This window comes from Sporosarcina sp. ANT_H38, assembly GCF_008369195.1.
In the GTDB taxonomy this organism is placed as follows: domain Bacteria; phylum Bacillota; class Bacilli; order Bacillales_A; family Planococcaceae; genus Sporosarcina.
This window is the reverse complement of sequence record NZ_VOBC01000001.1, coordinates 806,469-828,871: the sequence shown is the minus strand read 5'-3', so window position 1 is coordinate 828,871 and position 22,403 is coordinate 806,469. Positions and strand designations below refer to the sequence as shown.

Sequence of the window (22,403 nt, the reverse complement as noted above, 5' to 3'; positions counted from 1 at the left end):
GGTGCAAACTAAGTATATATTTCATAATCACACTTGTGAAGTACGCACTTTTAAATCACATACAGACAAATAGTATACTGTGAATATCCTTTAAAGTAATGGAGTTACAAAATCATATATCATTATTTCATTACTGTACCTTAGTTAATATCTTAGTTACAAAAAAGTTAAATTACTTTTTAAAAAAGTGAACTCATAGTCAGTTGAAACTGAGGACATTCGTGGTATGTTCTACCGTAAGAGTTGATGCTTATTTCCGAGAGATAGTAGGTGTCTATCAGAATGCACTTCGACAAGTAGTAATTGTCGTCATTCAACTTGGAGTTCAAATTCATTCTTTTCAAATACATTGGCTTACTGTGATAGTAATCGTACTGAGTCATCGCCAACAACCTAATCTAGATACAGCGTGATTATTTTGGTGCACATACCTAAAGAGGGCAATTTTCATACGGAATAGTCGTCCAAAGTAGCTACAAAAAAATACCAGGGAACAAAACGACTCGAAATCGTTTTGGTCCCCAGTACTTTTCACCATGATTTCAAAAATTTAAGCGTACTGTTACGTCCTGCATCCATTAGCGACTCTTTTGTTTCTTCATCCATATCAAACTGAGTTGCGCTATAATCATCCACCGGTATGAAAATAATATTTCTTTCATGCTTTCGAGAAATATACCTTTCATCATGCGCATTCTTCATCGTTGAAAAAAGGGCCTCAAATAAGTCTAAGGCATTGTCGATATTATGTCCTGGCATTTCTTCTTGGCTACGACTAAGTCTCAATCCAAGGACAGGTCGTTCTGTATTTCCATTTTCGTCGTTAAATATCCACATTGGAAAGTTGCTTAATACCCCACCATCTACAACAATTGTCTCACCTTTTCCTACTTTTAACCGTACCGGTTCGAAGAAAAATGGAATTCCGCAACTCATGCGTAAAGCACGAGCAATTGGAAAGGTATCTGCTGATAATCCATAACCCTCTAAATCGTCTGGAAGAACCATCATCTTACCGTTCGTTAAATCCGAAGCAACAAGTTTTAATTTCCCTGGCGGTAAATCCGAAAATGTATAAACTCCTTTTGCCGCTAACTTTTCTAAAAACCAATTTTCTAAAGCTTTCCCCTGGTATAAACCAAGTCTCCAGTACAGTAGAAACCATTTCATTAAAGGTAAGGGAATAATTGTTTTCCTTGGGTCAAGAAGCACCTGGAAATCTTGTTCATCTAGCATCATTTCGATTTCCTTAGCTGTATAGCCAGCCGCTATGAAACTAGCAAGAATAGCACCCGCACTTGTTCCAGCTACTCGATGAAAACGATACCCTTTTTCTTCGAGCACTTGATAAGCACCTACTAACGCAAACCCCTTCAAACCCCCTCCTGAAAAGACCCCATCTATTAGCATTAATAATCCCTCCCAATTTCATGCCTTGTTACACTGTAGGAGCAACGAGAAGAAATTAGAACGAACTTCTGAATTCATAAGCAAGGTAATGGGGAGTTTTTTGAGGTTATGATTGATTGAACAATATTTATGATTGGGCAACGCCGATTTATGTTTGGTCAAAAACCTTATATGATCGGTCGACTCTGATTTATGCTTGGTCAAGAATTTTATATGATCGGTCAACTCTGATTTATGCTTGGTCAAGAATTTTATATGATCGGTCAACTCTGATTTATGCTTGGTCAAGAATCTAATATGATCGGTCAACTCTGATTTATGCTTGGGCAAAAACCTTATATGATCGGTCGACTCCGATATATGCTTGGGCAAGTCCCTTATATGCTCTGATCCCAATGCAAAAAAGAAGAGACAAATGCCTCTCCTACTGATTACTTTTTTAACAGCCTTATATTTCAACTGCGTTCTTGCCGACAATCTGTTGGATTTCTGAACCGTCCAGTGTTTCCTTTTGCATTAATAGATCCACCAACTGTTCAAATTCTGACGCGTGTCCTTGAATGAGACTTTCTGTTTTGCGAAGTGCTTTATCAAAAAGAATTTGCATCTTTGCTTCTTTCTCGCTTTTATTGAAAGTTAACGTGAACCCGTCTTGTAATAAACCCGTGTCAACCATACGCTCAATGATTTCTTTCGCTTGTTGTACATCGCCACTTACACCGATACTGTGCTCGCCAAGATAGACACGTTCAGCAACGCCACCAGCAAGAATCATGCTAACTTGATCCAATAATTCACTATACGTAGACAAGTGAAGCTCTTTCTGAATTGGCGCAACATATCCAAGTGCTTGGCCGCGTGGAATAATCGTTGCTTTCCTTACTGACCCGGGTTTTGTTATTGCAGCGACTAGCGCGTGCCCGGATTCATGTATGGCTACTCTTCTTTTTGTCTCTGGGTCGTTCATTGAACGGGAGGCACTTCCAAGAATGGTGCGGTCAATTGCAAAATCAAGATCACTCTTTGCAATTTTTTCACGCCCGTCTCGGATTGCTCTTCTGCTCGCTGTTTTAAAGAGAGAACTCAGTTCAGCCCCTGAAAACCCTGATGTACTTTCGGCAAGAGTATCTAACGAAGCAAAGACTTCATCAGCCAACAGCTTGCCTCTCGTATGAATATCGATGATTTCTCTTCTTCCAGTCGTATCGGGCAGAGGAACTTGGAAAGAATAATCAATCCGACCTGGGCGAAGAAATGCTTCATCTAGCATGTCTTTACGGTTCGTTGCTGCGATGAATAGCACACCATCGTTATTATTTCCACCATCAAGCTGAACGAGCAGTTCAGTTAATGTTTTTTCCGCTTCTTCCCCGCCATGTGTTTTCCGTTTAGCTGCAAGCGCATCAACTTCGTCAATAAAAATGACTGCTGGTCGCTGCTTTCTTGCATTTTCAAACAGCGAACGTACACGGGAGGCTCCTACTCCTACAAATAATTCTGTAAAAGCTGACCCACTGGCTGAATAAAAAGTTGCTCCTATTTCACGCGCGATGGCTTGAGCCAGTAACGTTTTCCCTGTACCAGGTGGTCCATATAAAAGAATCCCTTTCGGTGGCTGAATTCCAACTTGGGCGGACCGTTTCGGATTTTTCACAATGGATAACGTTTGTAAAATCTCTTCCTTCATTTCTTCTGGAAGCCCACCAATATCTTGCATTGTTATTTCGGGCAAAGGTGTCGATTTGGATGCGCTATTTTTCATAGTCGATGCACCGACACCAATCTTTCCTTTTTTATGAAGCACAATTAATGTAACTAGTAGCGTAATGAACACTCCTCCGAACAATAAACTACCATATTGGCTTTGATCGGAATAGTTATATGAGATATTATATTTTTCGACTAATTGTTCGACTAACTGGCTTTCGGGACGAACTTGAGTTACGTATTGCTCGTCTTTCGTCTGTAAGTACACTGTTCCATTAGACGTTTCTTTAAGCGATACAACTCGATCGTTTTGTGCTTGGATTGTTTTTTCTAATTCGGAAAAAGATACTGCGATTCCTTTATTTGCATCAAAGAAGTACCACCCTACACTTGCTACTATTCCAGTGACTAAGAGGACGAGAACTATAATCTTTGTTGCAAACTTCGAAATAAGCTTCAAGCTTACGACAACTCCTTTTAGAATATACTTCTATTATAAATGCTAACTGACTATTAAAACAGGTTAAATTATTGGGAGTTTTTGTAGAAAGAATGAACGTTTGATTATTTACATGAAGTTTTAATAATAATATTATCCAAAGTGACTATGTCTGCTACACTATACTATATATGATGAACAATTGAGTACTTAAACGAACTGAGCGAAGTCGCCTTAGAATGTCCAGTAACTGGACGGCGGGTAGGCGCAGCGAGTTCAACGGGATTCTTTCTCTCAACATATATAATAAGAAAATAACCACATGATAGAGGAGAAAAAATGATTAAAAAAATCTTCACCAGTCTTTATTTATTCGCAGGTCTACTTATTTTTGCAGGCTGTGGGCAAGGTACTACACAGCCGACCATACCTGACAATGTAAATGATGATCTTGAGTTAGTAGAGGAAGAAACAAAAGATGAACAGAGAGAAGTTGTTGAAGTAGATGTCTCAGATCCTGTTGAACAGCAGAAACTTCCGTTCTCGAAAATGAAAGTCCATTACATAGATGTTGGGCAGGCGGACGCCACATTGATTGAATACAGTCAGGGTGAAGAAGCATTTGCAGTACTCATCGATACCGGGGATTGGAACTCAACAGAGGTGGTATCCTATCTTCAAGATCAGAACATAACAGACATTGATATTGTCGCGGTTACGCATCCTCATGCAGATCATATTGGGCAACTGGATAAAATCATCAATACATTTAATGTAGCAGAAGTTTGGATGAATGGTGAAACATCGGAATCGCAAGTTTTCGCACAATCACTTGCTGTAATCGAAGACAATAATGTAGATTACTATGAGCCGGAAGTTGGAGATGTTTTCGACATAGGCCCGCTTGAGCTTGCGGTTCTTCATCCACAATCGCTAGCAGGCGATACCAATAACAACTCGCTTGCGATTCGTTTGCAATACGGCGACGTTTCCTTCCTCTTTACTGGTGACAGTGAAGAAGATGCAGAAAGTGAAATGCTTAGTCGTGGTGCAAATCTGCAGGCAGACATCTTACAAGTGGGTCACCACGGATCGAAAACATCAACAACAGACAGATTTTTAAACGCTGTTAAACCAGATATAGCAATTTATTCGGCAAGTGTTGACAATCAATACGGACATCCTCATATCGAAACGATTAATCGACTTAAAAAAAGCGGTGCTCTCGTTTATGGAACAGATGCCCACGGAACAGTTATTGTAGAAACAGATGGCGAGACATTTAATGTCCAGACAAATAACCAAGGGACTATAAAACACACGCCTCCAGAAATAGAAACTGAAGTTGCCCCTACACCTGAACCCAAAAAAGAAGTGCAACCCGTTTCAAGTGGAACTTGTGTGGATATCAACTCAGCGAGTGAAGCGGAGATACAGCGGATTATCCATATTGGTCCTGCTCGTTCACAAGACTTAATCCAGCTCCGTCCTTACCAATCAGTTGACGACCTTAGTAAAATCAAAGGCATTGGACCTGCCCGCATTGCCGACATTCTTGCGCAAGGAATTGCGTGCATAGGAGGCTAATTATGTATTCAGCATATCTTGATCGGTTTACAGACAACGAAAAAGCACTTCTTTTAGTTGAAGAACTGCAGAAAGAATTCCATGTCGACATTTCTACAATACCTTCCAGCAGTGCACCCGGCACATGGTTTTTAGTCGAAATCCAAGGGGATGAAATCACTTCATTCCAAATAGACGAAGGAAAAACTGCGGAAATGAAACAAGAAGTAAATGACAGATTGCACCGACTGAAATCAAAAAAAAACAGTCGTTTTAAGCGAAGCTAATTAAAGTAGCAACTGAATAAACCTTAGAAAAAAGCTGTCACATCCATTGTGAAATGGATGTGACAGCTTTTTTGCTTTACTGTTTTTTAGTTACATCTAATCTCTCATTTCCCATATAGAAAACGGCAATAACTGCAATTCCTACTGGAATAAGTGACCATAGATAAGTAGCCGAGATGGATGTGGACATTGCGTTTACAATCACATCCAATATATCTGGCGGGATGTTTGCGCGAGTTTCAGGCTGAAATACAGTTTGGATATTACCAAGTGATTCCGGCCCTCCTTGCCCGCTTCCACCAAGTTTTGCAAAACCAGTGGTCATTTCGCTTGTTAGCAATTTTGTTTGAATCGCACCGAAAATTGTAATACCTAATGCAAGACCTAACGAACGGAAAAATGAGTTCGTTGCGTTTGCTGATCCTCTATAGCGATAGTCCATTTCATGCATCGATGCTGCAGGTAGTAATGAAAATGAAAAACCTACACCAAAGCCGACAAGTACCATAAATAGGGATAAGGCTATTCGCGACGTCTCAGGTGAAATCGTACTCATTAACACCATACCGATTGAATAAGCAATAACCGAAATCACCATGATGTTGCGATACGATGTTTTCGTCTGCAATATTCCTCCAAGTGCACTCCCAGCGACCGAGCCAAGAAGCATAGGCATAAGAATGATTCCCGCATTTGTGGCAGATCCACCGTATACGGCCTGCACAAAAAGAGGTATGAAAATCGTCAAGCCAATAAATGTAGCTCCATATAAGAAAGCCAGCGCCTGGGATGATGCAAAAAGTCTGTTCTTGAACATCCAAAACGAAATAATTGGTTCTTTCGCTTTGGTTTCAGCCCATATGAAGACAATGAAAAAGAGGGCAAATATACTAAAAAGCGAAATAATCTGCCATGATGACCACTCAAACGTTTTTCCACCCAACTCCAGTCCGAACATCAAGCTGACGACGGCCGTAACAAGTGTAATTGCACCAAGCCAGTCTATCTTTTGCTTGATTGGTTGTGCAGCTTCCTTATAATAACGAATGATTAAGAATAATGAAATCGCACCAATTGGAATATTGACGTAAAATACCCAGTGCCAGCTAATTGATTCGGTAATCCAAGCTCCAAGCAAAGGTCCCAGAACACTTGAAGCGCCAAATACTGCGCCAAGAAGCCCTGTCATTTTCCCACGCTGTTCAGGAGGGAATACATCGAAAACAATCGTGAATGCGATTGGCAATAAAGCCCCTCCCCCAATACCTTGGATCGCACGGAATACAGCAAGCTGCGGAACCGTTTGCGCCAATCCACAAAGAGCAGAACCGATTAAGAAAACAATGATACCAAATAAAAAGAACCGTTTTCGTCCATACATATCGGATAATTTCCCGAAAATCGGCATCCCTGCAAGAACAGCTACCGCATAAGCAGATGTAATCCAAATGTAGCTGTCCACACCGCCCAAATCTCCCAATATCGAACCGAGCGCTGTCGCTACAATCGTGTTATCCATTGCAGCCATCAATATCCCCAATAATATCCCTGTCAATACCAGGCGTAATCGTATTTTATCTCCCAATGAAGTACCTCCTGAAGTCGTTTCCAAATATTATAATCGAATTCTTATTAATGAAGTATCGCCATCTACACCGTGTAATTGTTTAGTTAAAGATTCGATTTCAATAGAAGTGTCGTGTAGTGAGATATCGGATGACTCAAGTAAATCTCGATAGTCATTTTCACTGATGACAATATCACTGCCCTCACTTTGCTGTTGGATTCGTGCAGCCATATTCACTGTACGCCCAAAATAATCGAGGATTTCATTTGCGTTTACAGCGATAACAGGACCAGTGTGAAACCCAATTTTCACTTGCACGGCTTGTGATATATTTTCATTTAACAAATGAATGTTTTTCTGTATCGTAATGGCAGCATTAAAAGCATCCTTATCTCGAATGAATGCAGCCATAACAGAATCGCCAATTGTTTTAACAACAGTGCCATTATTATCTTGAATATATTTTTTCAAAAAATCAAAATGCTTTTTCACATCTGAATAAGCAAGTGCATCTCCAATAGATTCATAAAGTAGGGTTGACCCTTTTAAATCTGTAAATAAAATGGTCATTTTTCCAATGCCAATCTGCTGGTCGGGCGATAACACTTCTTTCGCAAACAAATCTCGAAACAGTTGAAGAGAAGTTACTTCAGTTGCTGTCAGTGCAAATCGGTCCCACTCCACTTCTTCTATTACCAAAACAAGTTCTTGACTAGTACGATTTTCTACTTGCATGAAACGTGTTTTAGCGACTTCTTTTTCAGCGATTCCCGATTCTGTAATTGTCAATTGTGACTTGGTGTCATCCGTTTCTTCATAAATGATAGCTGTATAATTAAACTTCAATACGCGTAAGCGCAGTTTTTGATCCCAATCGGGCAATTTCAGTTCCTTTGACGAGTTACCCGGAATTCGAAATTGAGCGACTATATGCGGAGAGTTCATTGGCCCATTTATACAGAATAACTCCTGACTCGCTTGCCGTATACTCGGGTTAACAGTAAAGCGCATCTCGACATAGCGATCAAAATCGATTTCATAATCAACTCCACATAGATCACAATGCACTGTATCATCTAGTTGTCTAAGCGTATTCGTCTGACTTTTTGGTACTCGGCAATTGGGGCACATTAGACTCCACTCTTGATCCAGAATCCCTACTTTTGTAGCGACAAGAAAAAGTTCGACTGTCTGCCTTCGATCATATTGATGAGTCTCTGCCCATAGTAGAGGCTTCATACTCGTCACATCATTATCATTGCCCATCTCAATTGTTTGTATAAATTCTTCAACCATTTTCTTATTACTGATGGCGGAGTAAAGCTTTGCGGTTAATCTCCCCAAATGTTCCTTCTGTACAATAGCTGTCCGCCTAGCTTGTGGCAAAATTGTTGTGACTTCACTTTTCCCCTCCAATTTCAACGCATAAAGGAAAGTCCTCCTTAATTGAGGAATTGTATTCACTTTCATGATAAGCCGGCCCAGTAGATTGCGGTATGTAAACTCGCCTTTCAGTCTTAACAAAGTTCTACTTTCACCTTGTGGTTCTAAAATAACCTTCCAAAGCACACGCTCGGCTGGGCCTGTTATATACACACGTTCTATTGAATAGGATTGCTGTTTGATCCATTCAAATACATTTTCACGCCAGGCTATCTCTATCACTCCAAATACTTTTGCCCGTGACTGTCGAACGAGAGATCCATTTTCATGGGTAAAAGGGGAAAATCGGACTGGAAACAAACCTATATATTTATTCAACTGATTGGTGTCTTCAAGCAAGGACCACATTTGCTCAATTGGTATGTTAAATACTCTTTCTTCTTGAAAACAGATTGTTTTTCGCATTAATTTCTCCTATCCACATCACTGTGCTGGTCCCGAATTGCGATAAATAATTTAAGATTGTTAAGAAACAGTTGCGTCAATATCGGATCGAAAAACTTCCCCTGTTGCTCGGACATATACGCAACAATCTGTTCAATTTTCCAAGCTTTTTTATAAACACGGTCGCTGCCCAGTGCATCAAAAACATCTGCAACTGCAGTAATTCGTCCAAAAATATGAATCGCTTCACCCTTTAAGCCATTTGGATATCCTGTGCCATCCCATTTTTCATGGTGCTCATACGCAATAATTGCCGCAGTGCGAAGTAAATCGCGTTGAGAATTTTTAAAAATATTGTAACCTATGATCGTATGTTGTTTCATGATTTCGAATTCTTCCACTGTTAACTTGCCTGGTTTTAGCAATATGCTGTCAGGGATCGCTACTTTACCAATGTCATGCATAGGTGATGCATCTCTCAAAAGGTTGGCTTTTTCTTCAGAAATGCCAGCTAGTTTAGCTAGTAAATAAGAATATAATGCAACACGCTTCACATGATTTCCCGTTTCCTGGGAACGACTTTCCCCGATTTCGCCCAAAGTCTCAAGCATTTCTTTTTGCGTTTCGATAATTTCTTTTAACAGAATTGCAGACTCAAGGGACTTACCGGCATACGTAGCAGCTAAACCTAATATTTCACTATCTTTTTCACTAAAAGTACCTTGAGCAGTCATTTCATTTATCGCTTGAAATGCACCAATTACAGTTCCATTGCTGTTATGGAAAGGAATACAGAGGACTGAACACGTTCTATATCCCGTTTCAATATCAATTTCCTGGTTAAATCGCTCATCCAAATAGGCATCCTCAACGATGATGATTTTTCCGGTTGCTATACTATGACCGACAAATCCGCTTTCCTGCGGAATAATTACTTTTTCAATGCCATGCGCTGCGACGGTCCATATCGTTTGTTTCGAAGTGTCATACAACCAGACAGAGCAACGATCGGCTACCACAAGTTTTTTTCCTAAATCGGCTAATATCATCAATGATTTTTCTAAATCATTTTCCATTGATACTTTTGCCATGTATTCAAATATGACACCCAGTATCCGATCTGATTGCAGGTCTTTGTGAACTTTATTATTTAATATTTCCCTTTGGTTATTCATCGTTAATTCCCTTCTACAAACATCGTTTAGTATCATTTTCCAAGTCTTTGATTTGATAACGGATACTGTTTTATCAAACACTAAAACCCCAAGTATGTTTTGACTACCTGGGGCAGTGATATTCGTTCATCCAATAGAAACTATATTTCTGCCCGCATTCTTAGATGCATAAAGGGTAGCGTCTGTTCTTCTAATTATTGTTGTAGTCGTATCTCCTTGCCTAACCATTGTCACCCCTGAACTGATTGTTAAAGGAGTATAAGACCATTCAAACAGTTCAAATCTTTTCCTTGTCAATTCTGCAATGTCAAAGGCTTTTTCTAGATTTGTTTCCGGCAATAATATGATGAATTCTTCTCCGCCTATCCTAGCGACTATATCGTGAGGCCGTTTCGACTCTTGTAAAATTAACGAAACTTCTTGTAAGACAAGATCTCCAATTGGATGACCAAAAGTATCATTTATACGTTTGAAATGATCAATATCTATGGCCAATAGTGAAAAAGGTATGTGGGAAGTTGTGTATGACTCGATGAATAGCAATAACTGTTCTTCAAAGTATCTTCTATTCTTTAATCCTGTGAGTGAATCTGTTAAAGCGAGCACTTTTAGTTTTTCATTGATGGTCTCAAGCTCATTTTTTTTACACTCTACTTCTTTTAATAATTGCTGTAAGCCCTCATAGGCTTTGTCTGTCTTCTGAACAACACTTTCAGCATTACGTCTTTCTTGAATAAGTTCATTTTCATATTCATCTCTAATTTTCATTTCTACAATAACGCACTCAATTCGCGTTTCGTGTTCTATTTTACGTTCAATGGCATTCATAAGAACTGGAATTTTCCCCGTTGTACTTTTCAATGTCAAATAGATTTCATTTACATCTCCATTAATATCTAATAATGGTAGGAAATAAGTTTGATAATAAATACGAGATGGCGTCGTTAATAGCGAGTGAATATGTTGTCCATTCCATTCTAATTCTTGTTGTCCCAACATTTTTTGGAGCGTGGCATTCATCTCAAATATATAACCATTACGGTCCATAGTTAGATAGCCACACGGGGCGAAATTTAGCTGATCATCCATTTTTCAACCTCCTGCACCATTCCTAAGCTGTCTTTATCCCTTAATAAAATGTTTAATATGCTGAATTGTTTCAGTAGGAGCGCTTAAATGCGGATTATGGCCAGTAGCCTCCATTAATATATAGTTGCTGTTAGCGATATGCGAATGCAAATACTCACCAATCTCAATAGGTACTATAGAATCTTCTTTTGTCTGAAGAATGAGTGATGGTCTGACTACTTTAGTTAGTTCACTTCGGACATCAATGTTAAAGGTCATTTCACAAAATTGCCTAACGATTAATTGATCATTTGACATTAACATAACTTCGAATTCTTCCGTTAACTCTGGCCGACTAGGATTTTTTGAAGCAACAGGCGCCAAATATTTCACCCATTCCTTGTAGTTTTTCTCCATCATTTCCAGTAATTCGTTAATATCCTCTATTTCAAAACCACCCGGATAACCCGGTTCGTTTATGTAACGCGGTGATGGGCTTATAAGACAAAGCCTGTCAAACAACTCGGGCTTCTGGATAGATGCCAGTAATCCAATCATCCCGCTAATGGAATGACCGACAAATATGATATTGGTTAACTCAAAAGCTTCACAAATTTCTAGTATATCTGAAGCATACCCTGCAGGATTGCTATATCTTTCACTCTTATACGCACTTTTATCTGAATGGCCAGATCCAACGTAATCAAAAAGAACTATTTTAAAGTCCTGTTCAAATGCAGGTGTGATTCTGTTCCAAACTTGCTGATCACAGCCAAATCCGTGTGCAAACATTATCGTTTTTGTTCCCTCACCGTATATTTTTACGTTATTTCGAAATTCAATTGATTCTTTTAGCATAGGTATCATCCATTCTATTTTAAGTATAATATATCTAGTAATTATATACATGAATAACTTGACATTCAATCTAAATAATTGAAATAGAAAATTTGATTGAAATATTTATCGGCAATATAGTAACAAAATTCCGCATTTTATATTCTTTTATTGCCAATGAAACTTGTTCGCAGGAATAACGTCTAAAACAGAGTGCTTTTGAGACACTTTTTTTGATTGACAACAACTGGAGGAAATATAATGAAACGTACAGATAGTAAGAAAATAAAAAAACGTAAAAAATGGCCTTGGATTATTGCGGTGATCGGCCTTATTATCGGTTGCTTTGCATTTAGTGTCTTTTTTGACTTGACGTCAACGTTGAAAGGTATGTATAAACCTATAGACCGGGAATCGTCCGAGAAGCGAGAAGAAGAAGTTGTTTTCCGTAATCAGGACCCATTCTCTGTGCTTATTTTAGGTGTTGATGAACGCGAAGGGGATAAAGGTCGTTCGGATACAATGATTGTAATGGCAGTCAATCCTAAGTTGAAGTCGACAAAGATGGTTAGTATTCCACGAGATACGTATACAGAAATTGTCGGTCATGGTACCACAGATAAACTGAATCATGCGTATGCATTTGGTGGTATTCAAATGTCGATGGATTCGGTTGAGAATTTATTGGATATTCCAATTGACTATGTTATGGAAGTCAATATGGAAGGTTTCCAATCAATTGTGGATGCTGTAGGTGGTGTTAGCGTTAACAATCCTTTTGAATTTACACAGGATTCTATTCAATACGCTGCTGGTAATATCACATTGACCGGTAAAGAAGCATTGTCCTATGTACGGATGCGTAAAGATGATCCGAGTGGTGATTTTGGCCGTCAAGACCGCCAGAAACAGGTGATTGAAGGCGTACTGCGCGAAGGAACCTCTGTGAAAAGTCTCTTGAAATACCGCAGTGTTTTCAATGCATTAGGTGATAATGTGACAACGAATATGACGTTTGATGAAATGGTAGACATCCAGAAGGACTACCGTGACGCAGCTGATAAAGTTGAACAACTTCATTTTGAAAAAGGTGAAGGCACGCGAATGAACGACGGTATATGGTATTACATTATGGATGATACTGAATTATTGGAAATTACCAGTGCTATGAAACAGCATTTGGAATTGAATTAAAGGGAGCCGCGGAGTGATTGATCTCCGTGGCTTTTTTTATGTTGTTCACTGTGAATGATAGGGGTTACCCGTTTGTCGAGGAGTATACCCGCGAACCTATCAACCTCCCTATACTCGCACTTGCCCGTTCCCACGGATGACATACTTTATTGTCGTCAACGCTTTTAACCCCATTGGACCTCGCGCATGTAATTTCTGTGTGCTGATTCCAATTTCCGCGCCATAACCGAATTCAAAACCGTCCGTAAATCGCGTAGAAGCATTATGATATACTGCAGCAGCATCGATGTAATTCAGGAAAATTGTCGCATTCAATTCGTCACTTGTAATAATGGCTTCAGAATGTTTTGTTCCGTACTTCGTGATATGCTCAATCGCCTCAGATATCCCTGAAACTATTTTTATACTGACAGCTAACCCAAGGTATTCCGTTGACCAATCTGATTCGGTTGCAGCTGGCACATTTCCACATTCTCGAACGACTGTTTCATCCCCAAAAATCTGCACATTACTTTCCTGCAATTTTTCAATAAGTCCCTTTCCATTCAGTGCAAACCACTTATCATGGACTAAGATTGTCTCAATCGCATTGCAGACAGATGGGCGCTGGATTTTAGCATTTAATGCGATTTCTATAGCCATTTCTTGTTCTGCTGTTTCGTCAATATAGATATGACAATTCCCCGCTCCTGTTTGAATAACTGGAACTGTCGCTTCACGAACTACTGTTTCAATAAGTGTTTTACCACCCCTTGGTATAAGGACGTCCAAGTATTCGTTGAGCCGGAACAGTTCTTTTGCAGTTTCCCTGCTTGTATCTTCAATTAATTGGATGGATACCTTCGGGATATCGCTTTTATCAAGAGCCTCGTGAATTGCCTTTATAAGAGCCATATTCGAATATTTTGCGGAGGAACTTCCTCGTAAAATGACGGCATTTCCCGTCTTGAGAGCGAGCGTCGCTGCGTCAACAGTCACATTCGGTCTTGCTTCATAAATCATACCGATAACGCCAATTGGTACCCGTTTCACTTCAATTAGCAATCCATTATCTTTTTCGATGGTTTCCACTATCTCCCCAATCGGATCCTGTAATCCCATTAACAGACGGATGGCACAGGCCATGTCTTCGATCCGTTTTGCAGTGAGCAGAATGCGGTCAAGAATTGCGTCAGTTAGCCCTTTCGCTTTTCCATCGTCCAAGTCTTTCTGATTTTCTGTCAGAATGGCCGTTTGATCGGCCATTAATTGGTCTGCAATTAATGCCAGTGCTTTGTTCTTTTGGTCGGTTGTAATGTTCACTAACGAATAACTTACTTCCTTAGCAACTTTCCCTTTTAGTTGTACTTCGCTCATTCTAAATCCCCCTTTATCAAATGTGCCTCAGCGTATTTGCGTCCAGATTTTGAACCCCACTGCATTGTATGCACACTTTATGTTTCACCCCGCTACTTATTGATGAGGTGCTACTGCTGAGTAAAGTTAAAATTGTGCCCAGCGGTCCCGGTGAATGACTTCAATGGTCGATGAAAATAACTCCTCAATTTTTTCCTTGTTTCGATTTTCAATCTTGTTTCTTAATTCATCCGACGAATAGCTGACTTCCCCTTTTCCTAAAATCCCATTGATGCCAAACACTTCAACGACCTCGCCTTTGTGAAAGTCCCCCTTTACATTAACAACACCGGCAGGTAATAGGCTTTTTCCGTTATATAAAATGGCCTCTTCCGCCCCTTGATCCACGTATAGTTTGCCTGTCGATTCGGAATGCAACACGATCCACTGTCTACTCGTTTTAATCTTCGCGGTAACCGGATTGGAAATATAGGTGCCGTCCCCTCCGCCCTGTAAAATCGTCAGCAGTTTATGCGAACCTTCTCCGGTCCCAATGAAAACGGAGACGCCAAGTGATGTTGCAGTTTTGGCAGCAAGTAGTTTTGACTTCATGCCTCCAGTTCCGACTTTGGATCCCGTATTTTCAGCTCCTTTTAGTAAGTCATCTGTAATCTGTTCAAGAAAATCAAGTCGTTTTGCTAATGGATATTTGCGTGGATTTGATTCATAAAGACCATTAATATCCGTTAAAATAATAAGCTGGTCTGCATGTAGAATGCCGCTGACAAGCGCTGATAGCATATCATTGTCACCGAAAGTAAGTTCTTCAACAGAGACGGTATCATTTTCATTAATAATGGGCAAGATGCCCCGTTCCAATAGTTCCGTCATCGTCGCAAATGCATTCCTATAGCGCTCTCGATTCGAAAAATCGATTCTTGTCAATAAAATCTGAGCTGGCACGATTCCATGAGCACTAAACTTTTCAATATATGATTGCATTAACAATCCCTGGCCCACCGCCGCAGCCGCCTGTTTCCCTTTGATCGTTATTGGTCGTGATGAATAGCCTAGCCCTGCAAACCCAGCCGCCACTGCACCAGAAGAAACAAGAATCACTTCATGCCCAGCTTTACGCAGTATGGCAAGCGCTTCAATATGATCATTGAATTTAGCTTGATCGATTTCACCTTTAACATTTGTTAAAGAACTGCTTCCTATCTTTACGACAATCCGCTGTTTTTTCATCCCAATACCCCATTTCTTCTTGTGGCGGAAAACAAAAAAAGCCCACTCGTCCTACTATTAAGGACGAAAGAGCTTAGCTTCCGCGGTACCACCATAATTGGATGCATGTGAACACATCCCACTTATCCTCATAACGCCGAGGGTCGCGCCTATGTTTGCATAAGACTACGAAGGTAGGTTCTGCGATTGTCGTGACGGAATCTTCCAGCTGATAAATTCCGCTCTCTTTCACAACTTCTAAACGCATAATAATCCTTCATCATCGTTCAAGTTTTAGAATATTATAAACAATCATACAACAGAAGATTTAATTGTCAAGTTTATAATGAGGGAACTACTTTTACTTCAGACGGTACGAACGGACAATAAATAACACTGTTACCCCTACTGAAGTAACGAGAAACAATACCATTTCCCAGTTTTCAATGTCGAAAAATACCTTCTTGAAATAGTCTATTTTCTATCAATTAGCTTTAAACTGCGTATGTTCTACAGTGTATGAATCCATAGCTTCTATATTCGGCTCATACCCAATACCATACGCGGTTGGAACGGTGATATAGCCGTCATTCACGATGACTTCCGGGCTGATAATATCTTGTTCCCAGTAGCGGGAAGATCCAGCTGTGTCGCCGGGGAGAATGAAATTCGGAAGGGTCGTCAATGCAATATTATGCGCACGCCCAATTCCCGATTCAAGCATGCCGCCACACCAAACAGGGATATTTTTCGCCATGCAGTAATCATGGATTTTCTTCGCTTCTGTTAAGCCACCAACGCGACCGATTTTAACGTTTATAACTTTCGTACTACCGAGTTCAATTGCTTTTCGCGTATCTTCAAGTGAAAGAATACTTTCATCCAGACAGATAGGTGTTTTCAATTCTTTTTGTAATTTAGCATGGTCAATAATATCGTCTGAAGCGAGTGGTTGTTCAATCATTGTCAAATTGAATTCATCTAGCTGTTTAAGAAGTTCGATGTCTTCAAGAGTATAGGCCGAGTTAGCATCTGCCATTAGAGGAACGTCCGGGAATTTTTTTCGAAGTTCACGCAGCACTTCAATGTCATGACCTGGTTTGATTTTAACTTTTATACGTTTGTAGCCTTCGTTGATAAAGCCTCGTACGGTTTCAACTAGATCAGCCACATTTTCATGGATCCCGATGCTGATGCCAACTTCGATTTTGTCCTGTTTGCCACCTAGTGCATGTGCCAACGTCATTTTATTGCGCTTTGCGTAAAGATCCCAAATCGCACCTTCAATAGCTGATTTCGCCATATTATTTTTACGAATTGCGGCAAATAATTTACTTACCTCGTCGGGATGTCCGATTTCCTTTCCCAAAACGATAGGAATCAGAAAGTCGTTGATCATATGTAGATTCGTTCCAAGTGTCTCTTCAGTGTACCAAGGCGTAGAGAATGCCACGGACTCCCCCCACCCAGTATTGCCTTGCTCATCTCTCACTTCCAAAATCAAGAAGTCCTTTTCTTGAAAAGTACCCAAGCCCGTTACAAAAGGAGTCTTCATTGTCATTTTCATTTTTCGAATGTTAATTTCTTTTATAATCATTTCAAGTCTCCTCTTTTCCCCGAAATACTATCATCACGATTACTAACTTACCATACACGTTTGGGGAATCCAATTTATGCACTGAGTTCTTAACGCAGTGCAGTGATTTACCCGCGTTTTTCGGGCTTTACCCGCGACTTCAATCGGTTTACCCGCGACTTTCATGGTAATACCCGCGTTTCACTATTTATTCCAAAGGAGAAATTTGTGTTGGTGCTCTCTTAAATGTTCGATAACTGTCCTCCAATAAAATTTGATTAACGAGACTTGCCTCCTTAGGAACTTGATATATCCTATCTTTGAAAGATCCCGTATATGGGAAACCTGCTTTTATTAATAATCGCCTTGTTGTATCTGATGAAGGTATACTTAAAAACCAACTCGCCTCACGATTGCTTATATCTTTATCAAACAGCACCCGATATTCTTGGAGTGTAATTAAATGTGCATCATTAGAATTACTTTTACATGAATGACACAACCACCTCGCGTTTAGGCGTTGCATAGTACTATTTTTGCATATTGGGCATATCACACCTGGCGTTACCCAGCTTTTTTTCATGCCATGTCGTTGGAACACGCAATTGAATTTTTCATGTTGGTGCAGTGAAAGCAAACGCTGAGCCAATTGATTCATTTCATCATACGTTAAACGATTGTCCATAGATTTATCAATAGCTTCTATATGTTCATTTAATCGATCAAGTAAAACTGCTGAGAAATGTTTTGGTTTTTCGACGATTAAACCCGATCTGCTTGCAAAAACAATAATACCAACAATAGGAAGTTCAATTTGTGCTTGTTGTAGTATAGGTCGAAGTGTGCGAACTGCACGTCGCAATTGAATTTCGGGACTTCGTTGCGGCTCTTTTACCCCCTCTTTTTTTATCCGATAAAATTGATACTCTTCGGAATCAAAATAAAATTCACCAGTCATATTTTTAATTTCCAAAATACAAATAAATTTGGGTGTAACGAGGACGGTGTCTAGTTGCAGAGTCGAATGTAAGCGGGGAATGATTAAATCTTGGAGAATAAAAAAGTTCGAAGATAGATTTAGTTCCTTCAAGTACCAATCTACTTTCATTTCACCAGAGAATCCAGCTTCCAATGGAGATAGTTGATTCAAAATCAATTCATGTGATATTAATTTACTTGGTATCCTCCTTAAAATTGAATGTAATGCCACTATAGAGTCTGACTTTTCTCGCGTTTTAATAATCAATCCTTCACTCCTCCACTATTTACCTGGCTGCTTAATTACTTCCTCATTCGACGGGAAAGTCCTTTATTTACTCATTTGTTCGTTTCAGTTTGGAGTGAATTCTCTGGTATATGTGATTTACCCGCGGTTTTACGGATTTACCCGCGTTTCCAAGAAAATACCCGCGAATCTCCAAATTCCCCGCGTAAACCCGCTTCCCTTTTCAAAGTAGCACATCAAATTAAAGTACAGCGATTCAGTCGTGAAATATGGTAAAATGGCTATGTGAGGTGGTTTTATGATGAATGAGAACGAAAAAATCCTTGGGGAAGAACGCCGCCGATTTATCGTCGACACGTTACAAGCGTCCGAAAAACCTATAACGGGAAGAGTACTCGGAGAAATGACAAATGTAAGCCGCCAGGTGATTGTCGGAGATATTACCCTGCTAAAGGCAAAAAATGAACCAATTGTTGCTACAAGCCAAGGATACATTTATATGCCGATACAGACGGCACCGGGAAGAATCGAAAAAACGATTGTTTGCAAACATTCACCTGATCAGACAATGGAAGAACTGAATATCCTTGTCGATAATGGAGTCACAGTGAAAGATGTCAAAATCGAGCATCCTGTATATGGTGATCTCAGCGCTTCAATTATGGTTTCTAATCGAAATGAAGTAAAAGAATTCATCACACGAATCAAAGAGGCCGATGCCATTTACTTGTCGAATCTGACCGAAGGCGGTATCCATCTTCATACGATTTTGGCGGACAATGAAGTACATATAAAAAATGCAGAAGAAGCATTACGAAAAGCGGATATCCTCGTTGACTGACGGATTGTAATTTAAAGAAATAGACCACATCAGGTACAATCTACTACCACAATGTAAAAACACCACTTAGACGATTTATAACCCTTTCAGTTAAGTGGTACAATGCATTTTAAAGACCACTAATTCGCATATGAATTAGCGGTCTTTAAAATGCGTTAAATTAAAAGCCCCAAAAAATCTTACTTATTTCAACAATTGAATGATAGAAAACATGTGTCGCCTTTACACGCTCCTGTATGTTTAGTTTAAAAAACTTTATTTTATCTGTTCATCTTAGTTTAGTGTATCATTATTTAATTGATTATTATTTTAATATTTCTTTCTCAATTTCTTTCATAATGCCATAAGCTCCGTCCGACTTGTTTGAACATATTATCACCTTAGTTAAGGACTTAGGATAAAAAGCAGAATGAAAACTAACTCCAGGGTCATATCCCATTATGTGATATTTGAAAATCTCATTCTCATTCTTCTCAATCCATACGCCATAACCATAAAAACTACTATCATCATTAGTGTTAATATACGGAGTAAGTAGCTGCTGAGTATATTTCCCATTTAATAATTGGTTATTTATGAACGCATCCCATAAATTATCCATCTCGTTCACGGTAACGAATGCTCCACCATCTGCACCACCTTTTGCAGGCAATGAGTAAATGTTCGTCTTCCAAGTACCATTAGGGAAGTCAATATAACCAAGTGCTGTTCCTGGTGGTAAAGAATCGAATTCAAAATAACCCGAGTCAGCCATTCCAGATTTTTTGAAAATATTCTCCTTAATGTAATCAGCGAATTTAATCTGGCTTGTTTGCTCTATAATTAGTCCAAGTAAAATATATCCAGCATTATTATAATGAAATCTTTCACCTACTTGTAATTTCATTGGTTGATTCTGAAATAGTGGTAAGAAATCCGTTAAATTTCTTATGTGATACATTGGGTTCTTAATCCATAACTCTTCAAAGTCATCCATTAACTCCTCGTCAAAGTAATCAGGTATTCCCGCTGTATGTGTTAATAGGTGATGTATTGTTATTTCCTTATCAAAGAAAGGAAAAGAATCATTAAGACAATCTTTTAACTTTGTATCAAAAGACAGTAGCCCCTTCTCTACAAGTTGACAAATTGCTATTGCTGTAAAGAGTTTACAACCCGATGCTATTCCAAATCGTGTATCGAGACTGTTTAAAATTTGTTCTGAACGATTTGCGTAACCATAACTTTTCACTGTCAAAGTTTTTTTGTCATTTTTGACAAGAACTGTTCCAGAAAAGTCATTTTCAATCATAACATCTGTAATATGATCCACAATATTGGTTTTCATTATATCTCTCCTATACTACTTCTTTTTTCACAGTGGATCTACGTCAAAAATTAATACACATTTCATCTATTTTTTTGGCAAACATCCCAAGTGGATTTATTCTGTTATTTTGAAATTAGTACAACTCAACTAAACGAGTTAGGAGCGATTACATATATCTAGTTAATAAACAAACGTGATATTATACACACTCTTCATTAAAGGAATCCCCTAAACACTAACGATACGAGAAGTGGAATCAAGTCCATTCCTTTTTACATTGAGGTTATTGCAAACAGCAGTAGCTTCAGGGCAGCCAAACAAATGCTTAAAAGAATACACAATGTGGATGCCATAGAATTATTTTTAAAATCCTTTATGCTAACAATAAAGCCAGCTAGAACTATCCCCCACCATATTATAGAAACCACTTCTTCCTGTAGGTTGGCTAAGATATTGGCAAAGAATAATATGAAGACAAGTACTTGTAAAGCAATCACAATAACAACAGCACTGCTAGGTTTATTACGAATGTTATTTTTTTTTATAGAAGATAATATAGCAATAATACTAGCAATGAAAAACGTACAAATGAGGATCAGTGCTATATTCATCGTTAAACTTCCTATGAGCTCCACCCCATCCATCATTTTCTGTTAGCTAAGTTAATATACAAGTTTCATACAAGCTTTTTATAATAAACTAGTGTCATAATGTCATTTATTCTCTTAATTTCACCTGTTTTTGCGAAGCCCATCTTTTCATATAAATAACAATTACGTTTTTCTTCCGCTACAGTAGCTAGTTCCCAACTAGCTGCTTGAGGAAAAGTTCTCTCTATTTGTGTTATTGCTTTTTGGGCTATTCCTTGTCCCTGGTATTCCGGTAGAATAAATAGTGGACTGATCCAAAATTGAGTATTCTCTTTACATAAGACATTAATAGCACCAACAAGGATAGTATCGACTATTATTTTATAAAATCCGCCCGAAGGATTGTTTATCCTTGCTCTCATTTTTTCAATCGTTTCATTCGCCGGATTAGTATCGTAATCCTTATAAACTTCAAGTAAAGGTGTAAATGCATTTACTTGAATATCAAAAATAGAGTACGCATCAGATTCAATTGCTTTTTCTAACATAACTACCATAACTTATTCCTCATTTCTCCAAATGAATTAACGATGATAATGAATCAAAAAACCATATAGTCCTTCCAGTTCACAGTGAAATCTCCGACTACTAAAATCATTACGTACAATAGGAATAAACCGATTGGAATAAGTAGGATTTTATAAGTTTCATTCCATTTATACAGAATTTTTCTCTTCCTTAAATATCTGTCTATTATAAAGTAAATGATAGCCGTAGGAAGACTTGTCCAAAGCAATAGTAATCCGAAAATCAAATGAAAAAGTAATGAAAGCAAGAACTCCAACTTTACAGACCCATTTTTCGATAAAACAGATGAAAGTAAGTCGCTTATTATAGAAGATAACGATCCATATAGGAAAATGACCGGAAAACTGAATAGCATATATACTATCGTTGTAACTACAATCATTTCTACATACTGCCAAGGCGAATGCCCATTACTCTCATAGATGTTCGATTTCACCAGTGCAAAAAGTATTGCATAAATAGAACCTGAAATCGCTGCAGCTATTATCTTTCTTGGCAGTACTTGTACAACATGTACTTTCAATTTCCTCAAAATAGCAACTCCTATTTATTTACTAGACGGTTATTGAACATATCAAAAATCCAATAATACGACAATTGAGTTAATGAGATGTACGTCATAAAAGACCTCAACA

Annotated in this window: 19 protein-coding genes; 4 read left to right on the top strand and 15 right to left on the bottom strand. The window is 38.8% G+C overall.

The window, feature by feature from the left end:
- Window positions 1-531 precede the first annotated feature (531 nt).
- Both FQ087_RS03990 and FQ087_RS03985 read right to left on the bottom strand, forming a co-directional pair.
- Window positions 532-1,410 (bottom strand): patatin-like phospholipase family protein, encoded by an 879-nt coding sequence (locus FQ087_RS03990; RefSeq protein WP_149579247.1) that lies wholly within the window; start codon window positions 1,408-1,410, stop codon window positions 532-534.
- 448 nt (window positions 1,411-1,858) lie between these two features.
- Entirely contained in the window at window positions 1,859-3,577 is a 1,719-nt protein-coding gene (locus FQ087_RS03985) for an AAA family ATPase (protein ID WP_149579246.1), read from the bottom strand.
- Between the two features lie 318 nt (window positions 3,578-3,895).
- Here FQ087_RS03985 and FQ087_RS03980 point away from each other — a divergent pair, with 318 nt between their 5' ends.
- The gene (locus tag FQ087_RS03980; RefSeq protein WP_255452133.1) at window positions 3,896-5,143 is read left to right on the top strand and encodes an MBL fold metallo-hydrolase; all 1,248 of its coding nucleotides are present in this window, start codon (window positions 3,896-3,898) and stop codon (window positions 5,141-5,143) included.
- 2 nt (window positions 5,144-5,145) lie between these two features.
- Window positions 5,146-5,409, top strand: coding sequence for a DUF3006 domain-containing protein (locus FQ087_RS03975; protein ID WP_149579245.1), 264 nt, complete (start codon window positions 5,146-5,148; stop codon window positions 5,407-5,409).
- Between the two features lie 76 nt (window positions 5,410-5,485).
- Here FQ087_RS03975 and FQ087_RS03970 read toward each other — a convergent pair whose 3' ends face one another.
- The 5 genes from FQ087_RS03970 to FQ087_RS03950 form a co-directional block, all read right to left on the bottom strand.
- Window positions 5,486-6,937, bottom strand: coding sequence for an MDR family MFS transporter (locus FQ087_RS03970; protein ID WP_370456061.1), 1,452 nt, complete (start codon window positions 6,935-6,937; stop codon window positions 5,486-5,488).
- Between the two features lie 87 nt (window positions 6,938-7,024).
- Complete coding sequence (locus tag FQ087_RS03965) at window positions 7,025-8,824, bottom strand: DUF5939 domain-containing protein (protein WP_149579243.1); 1,800 nt, start codon at window positions 8,822-8,824, stop codon at window positions 7,025-7,027.
- Window positions 8,824-9,978, bottom strand: coding sequence for an HD domain-containing phosphohydrolase (locus FQ087_RS03960; RefSeq protein WP_149579242.1), 1,155 nt, complete (start codon window positions 9,976-9,978; stop codon window positions 8,824-8,826). The genes FQ087_RS03965 and FQ087_RS03960 overlap by 1 nt, the downstream gene beginning before the upstream one ends.
- A gap of 126 nt (window positions 9,979-10,104) precedes the next feature.
- Window positions 10,105-11,067 (bottom strand): sensor domain-containing diguanylate cyclase, encoded by a 963-nt coding sequence (locus FQ087_RS03955; RefSeq protein WP_149579241.1) that lies wholly within the window; start codon window positions 11,065-11,067, stop codon window positions 10,105-10,107.
- A gap of 33 nt (window positions 11,068-11,100) precedes the next feature.
- A complete protein-coding gene (locus tag FQ087_RS03950) occupies window positions 11,101-11,904 on the bottom strand; it encodes an alpha/beta fold hydrolase (protein ID WP_149579240.1) in 804 nt (267 codons plus the stop codon).
- Between the two features lie 240 nt (window positions 11,905-12,144).
- On the opposite strand from FQ087_RS03950, the gene FQ087_RS03945 reads away from it, so the two are divergent.
- Window positions 12,145-13,077 (top strand): LCP family glycopolymer transferase, encoded by a 933-nt coding sequence (locus FQ087_RS03945; RefSeq protein WP_149579239.1) that lies wholly within the window; start codon window positions 12,145-12,147, stop codon window positions 13,075-13,077.
- Window positions 13,078-13,185: 108 nt separating this feature from the next.
- Here FQ087_RS03945 and FQ087_RS03940 read toward each other — a convergent pair whose 3' ends face one another.
- The 4 genes from FQ087_RS03940 to FQ087_RS03925 form a co-directional block, all read right to left on the bottom strand.
- A complete protein-coding gene (locus tag FQ087_RS03940; RefSeq protein WP_149579238.1) occupies window positions 13,186-14,433 on the bottom strand; it encodes a glutamate-5-semialdehyde dehydrogenase in 1,248 nt (415 codons plus the stop codon).
- Window positions 14,434-14,559: 126 nt separating this feature from the next.
- Window positions 14,560-15,660, bottom strand: coding sequence for a glutamate 5-kinase (gene proB, locus FQ087_RS03935; protein ID WP_149579237.1), 1,101 nt, complete (start codon window positions 15,658-15,660; stop codon window positions 14,560-14,562).
- Between the two features lie 463 nt (window positions 15,661-16,123).
- Entirely contained in the window at window positions 16,124-17,236 is a 1,113-nt protein-coding gene (menC, locus tag FQ087_RS03930) for an o-succinylbenzoate synthase (RefSeq protein ID WP_149579236.1), read from the bottom strand.
- 187 nt (window positions 17,237-17,423) lie between these two features.
- The gene (locus FQ087_RS03925; RefSeq protein ID WP_149579235.1) at window positions 17,424-18,461 is read right to left on the bottom strand and encodes a nuclease-related domain-containing protein; all 1,038 of its coding nucleotides are present in this window, start codon (window positions 18,459-18,461) and stop codon (window positions 17,424-17,426) included.
- A gap of 280 nt (window positions 18,462-18,741) precedes the next feature.
- Here FQ087_RS03925 and FQ087_RS03920 point away from each other — a divergent pair, with 280 nt between their 5' ends.
- Window positions 18,742-19,281 carry a transcription repressor NadR gene (locus FQ087_RS03920; RefSeq protein ID WP_149579234.1) on the top strand — a complete coding sequence of 180 codons (540 nt, stop codon included), beginning with the start codon at window positions 18,742-18,744 and terminating at the stop codon, window positions 19,279-19,281.
- Between the two features lie 304 nt (window positions 19,282-19,585).
- Here the strand turns inward: FQ087_RS03920 and FQ087_RS03915 are convergent, their stop codons facing one another.
- From FQ087_RS03915 to FQ087_RS03900, 4 genes are all read right to left on the bottom strand, one after another.
- Complete coding sequence (locus FQ087_RS03915; protein ID WP_149579233.1) at window positions 19,586-20,608, bottom strand: serine hydrolase domain-containing protein; 1,023 nt, start codon at window positions 20,606-20,608, stop codon at window positions 19,586-19,588.
- 254 nt (window positions 20,609-20,862) lie between these two features.
- Window positions 20,863-21,201, bottom strand: a complete 339-nt coding sequence (locus FQ087_RS03910) for a hypothetical protein (protein WP_149579232.1) — start codon at window positions 21,199-21,201, stop codon at window positions 20,863-20,865.
- Between the two features lie 65 nt (window positions 21,202-21,266).
- On the bottom strand, window positions 21,267-21,737 hold the full coding sequence (locus tag FQ087_RS03905; RefSeq protein ID WP_149579231.1) for a GNAT family N-acetyltransferase: 471 nt from the start codon (window positions 21,735-21,737) through the stop codon (window positions 21,267-21,269).
- Between the two features lie 44 nt (window positions 21,738-21,781).
- Window positions 21,782-22,300 carry a hypothetical protein gene (locus FQ087_RS03900; RefSeq protein WP_149579230.1) on the bottom strand — a complete coding sequence of 173 codons (519 nt, stop codon included), beginning with the start codon at window positions 22,298-22,300 and terminating at the stop codon, window positions 21,782-21,784.
- Between the last annotated feature and the right edge of the window lie 103 nt (window positions 22,301-22,403).